5 protein-coding genes are annotated in these 3846 nt (G+C 60.4%); all 5 read left to right on the top strand.

All coding sequences use genetic code 11. The features are described from left to right. The first annotated feature begins 10 nt into the window (after positions 1–10). The gene (rsmG, locus tag ACC569_RS14230) at positions 11–634 is read left to right on the top strand and encodes a 16S rRNA (guanine(527)-N(7))-methyltransferase RsmG (RefSeq protein ID WP_372524188.1); all 624 of its coding nucleotides are present in this window, start codon (positions 11–13) and stop codon (positions 632–634) included. Positions 635–654: 20 nt separating this feature from the next. After that, entirely contained in the window at positions 655–1431 is a 777-nt protein-coding gene (locus ACC569_RS14225; RefSeq protein WP_372524187.1) for a ParA family protein, read from the top strand. A gap of 19 nt (positions 1432–1450) precedes the next feature. Continuing rightward, positions 1451–2308 carry a ParB/RepB/Spo0J family partition protein gene (locus ACC569_RS14220; RefSeq protein ID WP_372524186.1) on the top strand — a complete coding sequence of 286 codons (858 nt, stop codon included), beginning with the start codon at positions 1451–1453 and terminating at the stop codon, positions 2306–2308. 91 nt (positions 2309–2399) lie between these two features. Further along, entirely contained in the window at positions 2400–2798 is a 399-nt protein-coding gene (locus tag ACC569_RS14215) for a tetratricopeptide repeat protein (RefSeq protein WP_372524185.1), read from the top strand. A gap of 261 nt (positions 2799–3059) precedes the next feature. Further along, entirely contained in the window at positions 3060–3512 is a 453-nt protein-coding gene (locus ACC569_RS14210) for a CBS domain-containing protein (RefSeq protein WP_372524184.1), read from the top strand. Positions 3513–3846 lie beyond the last annotated feature (334 nt).

Raw genomic sequence — 3846 nt, 5'->3', positions numbered from 1 at the left:
GGCGGGAGGCATGAAACTCGAGAAGCGGTTGCAGCAGGGTCTAAGCGAGATGGGGCTCGATCTCGCCGCGCCGGTGAGGAAAAAGCTGCTGACCTTTCTGGAACTCCTGGAGAAGTGGAACCGCGCCTACAATCTCACGGCGGTACGCGACCCGGAGCAAATGGTCCCACGGCATCTGCTCGACAGTCTGACCGTGCTGCCATACCTGCAAGGGCCGAGGGTGCTGGATATCGGCACCGGCGCCGGCTTGCCCGGTATCCCGCTGGCGCTGGCGCGCCCGGATATCGAATTCACCCTGCTCGACAGCAATGCCAAGAAGACGCGCTTTGCCACGCAGGCCTTGCATGAGCTGGGCCTGAAAAATGTCTCCGTGGTGCAGGAGCGCGTGGAAAAATTCCATCCGGAGACAAAATTCGATACGCTGATCGCTCGCGCGTTCGCGTCCATTCCTGATATGCTGGCCGCGAGTCGCCACCTGTGCGCGCCGCGCGGCCGGTTCCTGGTTATGAAGGGCGTGTTTCCGCAGGAAGAGCTGGCGGCGGTTACCGACGGCTACCGATCGGAAGTGACGGCGCTGCGCATACCGGGCCTCGATGCCGCGCGGCATCTGGTCATTCTGGCACCGACGAATTGACGGGAAGGAGCATCGGCCCGATGGGCAAGGTTGTAGCAATCACCAATCAGAAAGGCGGCGTCGGCAAGACCACGACGAGCATCAACCTCGCCGCCTCGCTCGCCAGGACGCGCCGTCACGTGATGTTGATCGACATCGACCCGCAGGGCAACGCCACCATGGGCAGCGGCATCAACAAGGAAGAACATCCTGTCACCACCTACGACGTGCTGCTCGGTCTGCAACCGATCGAGGCCGCGCGGGTGCCGGTCGAGGGCGGTTATGATCTGGTGCCAGCCAACAGCCAGCTCTCGGGCGCCGAGGTGGAACTCATCGAGCTCGACCGGCGCGAACGGCGCTTGCGCGGAGCGCTCGAGAACGTGCGCGCGCAGTACGATTATATTTTCATCGATTGTCCGCCGGCGCTGAACCTGCTCACGCTGAATGCACTGGTCGCGGCGCAGTCAGTGATGATTCCGATGCAGTGCGAATACTATGCGCTCGAGGGGCTCACGGCGCTGCTCAACACCATCCGCAAAATCCGCGAAACGCTGAATCCGCAACTCGAAATCGAGGGGCTGTTGCGTACCATGTACGACCCGCGCAATAACCTCGACAACGAGGTTTCGGCGCAGCTGAAACAACATTTCGGTGACAAGCTTTACCGCACCATTATTCCGCGCAACATCCGGCTCGCCGAGGCGCCATCGCATGGCAAGCCCGTGATTGCCTATGACATGCAATCAAAAGGCGCGCAGGCCTATCTCGCCCTGGCCGGCGAGATGCTGCGCCGGGAGCAGGAGGCCGCGGCCGCATGAACAGAAAAAGGTGGTGAGCATGATTACCAGCAAAAAACCGCAACGCCTGGGGCGCGGGCTCGATGCATTGCTGAGCGCCTACGAAATGCCGGCGGAAAAGGACGAACTGCGCCAAATTCCCATCGACCAGTTGCAGCGTGGAAAATACCAGCCGCGCACTCACATGAACCCCGAGGCGTTGGAGGAACTGGCGGCCTCGATCAGGGCCCAGGGCGTAGTGCAGCCGATCGTGGCGCGTCCGCTGTCAGGCGGCAACTACGAGATCGTTGCCGGCGAGCGACGCTGGCGCGCGGCGCAGATGGCCGGCCTCGAATACATCCCGGCGGTGGTGCGCAAGATACCCGATGAAGCGGCGATCGCCATCGCGCTCATCGAGAACATCCAGCGCGAGAACCTCAATCCCGTCGAGGAGGCCAATGCGTTCACCCGCCTGATCGACGAATTCCACATGACCCACCAGCAGGTCGCCGAGGCCGTGGGCCGCTCGCGCGCGGCCGTGACCAACATGCTGCGGCTGCTCACGCTGAACGGCGACGTGCGTGAATTGCTCGAGACCGGCAAGATGGACATGGGCCATGCGCGCGCGCTGCTCGCGCTCGAGGGCAAGCTCCAGAGCCAGGCGGCGTATCAAGTGGTGGAGAAGGGATTGTCGGTGCGCGAGACGGAGCATTTCGTGCGGCGCCTGCTCGCCAAGCCCGCGGGACATAAATCCGTCGGTGGACGCATGGACCCCGACACCCGGGCGCTGGCACAAAAGCTTTCGGAAAAGCTCGGCACCAAGGTTCGCTTTCAGCACAGCGCCAAAGGCAAGGGCCGGGTGGTGATCGAATACAACACCCTCGAAGAGCTGGATGGCATTCTGGCCCATATCCGCTAGCCGCCGGACCCCGGGGCGCTACCCGCTTGGCGGCCGTCGGCGCGGCGTCTATAACTATAACTAGATCTAGAGATATCGTTCGGGAAGGGTTATGGAGGACCTGATGAAAAGGGCAATCGTTTTTTTGATTCTGAGTTTGGTCATGCCCGTTATGGCGGATGCGCAAGATCTGGCTTCGCTGGAGCAGACGCGTCAGGCGGCGGAACAAGGCAACGCCGAGGCCCAGCTGGAGATGGGCATTCTGTACGAGTTCGGCTACAACATGCCGAAGAACAACGTCACCGCGCTCGTTTGGTATCTGCGCTCCGCCGAACAGGGCAATGTGCTCGCCGTCAAACGCCGCGACCAACTGAAGTCACACATGCAGCCGGATGAAATTGACGCGGCGGATAAGCTTTCAAAAGAGTTGATGACCAAGAAGCCGGAAAAAGCGGACACACCACCCGCTACTGAGATGCCGCCGGCGGAAAAGCCGGCCTCCTCACCGTGAGCTGACCGTTTCACGGGGCGGACGATCCCGCCCATGGCATGCATTATCTTCTGATTACCTTCCCCCCCGCGGATTACGAATGGCGCGGAGCCAGGTCTGCCCCGGCGTATCGTCATCTCGCACGTCTCTTGACGCCGCGCTGGTAGACAGTCGGACCGGAGCGTGTAACATTACCGTCCCGACGTACGCAGACGGCAACTGCTCTGCGGCCGCATTACCAATTGTGCTACCAACGCCCGGGTGATCCGGCAGAGAGAAGCAATGCTTGTAAAGGAAATCATGACTACCGCCGTGAAGGTGGCCAGCCCCACCGATCCGGTTCGCGACATCGCGACCGTGATGTGCTTCAACAAGATCAGCGGTGTGCCGGTGGTCGACGCCGAGCAGAAGCTGATCGGCATGATTTCGGAGAAAGACATCCTGCATGCGATGTTCCCGACCTTGCAGGACGTGATGGAAAACCCGACACCGCCCGATTTCGAGAAGCTGGAGCGCGAGTACCGCGACGTGGTCACCCTCAAGGTCGGCGACCTGATGACTACCATCTTGTATGTCGCCGATCCGGACATGCCGGTGCTCAAGGCGGCCTCCATCATGTTCCGCAATCGCATCCGGCGCATTCCCGTGGCCCGGAACGGGGTGCTGCTCGGGATCATCAGCATCGGCGATGTACACAAGGCGATGTTCCGTGAGAACCTGACTCACCAGGGATAAGCTTAGCCCTTTGCAGAATCGTTAAGAATTTGATTTATGGGCGGCACAAATTCCATGACGCTATCTATGCACCACTCCGTAACGACCCAAGATTGCAGCCGGATGGAGTGAACGAACTCCGGGATGAATAAGGCCGCCAGCGGGTTTTCCTGCTACAGGCCGCAGATTTATGATGCCCGACGAGTATCCTCGATCAAAGTCGCTTATATGCTCATTGACACTATGGTCATTGACCCTGTTGGCAGGCGCCTTTTACTATACTGCGGCCCTGCCCATAAATGACTCAACTGACGAGGTGTGGTTGAGTACACTGCGTTTCAGGAATCGGTAAGTT

The sequence above is a fragment of the Sulfuricaulis sp. genome (assembly GCF_041499725.1).
Lineage (GTDB): Bacteria > Pseudomonadota > Gammaproteobacteria > Acidiferrobacterales > Sulfurifustaceae > Sulfuricaulis.
This window is presented reverse-complemented; position numbering and strand designations above follow the sequence as displayed.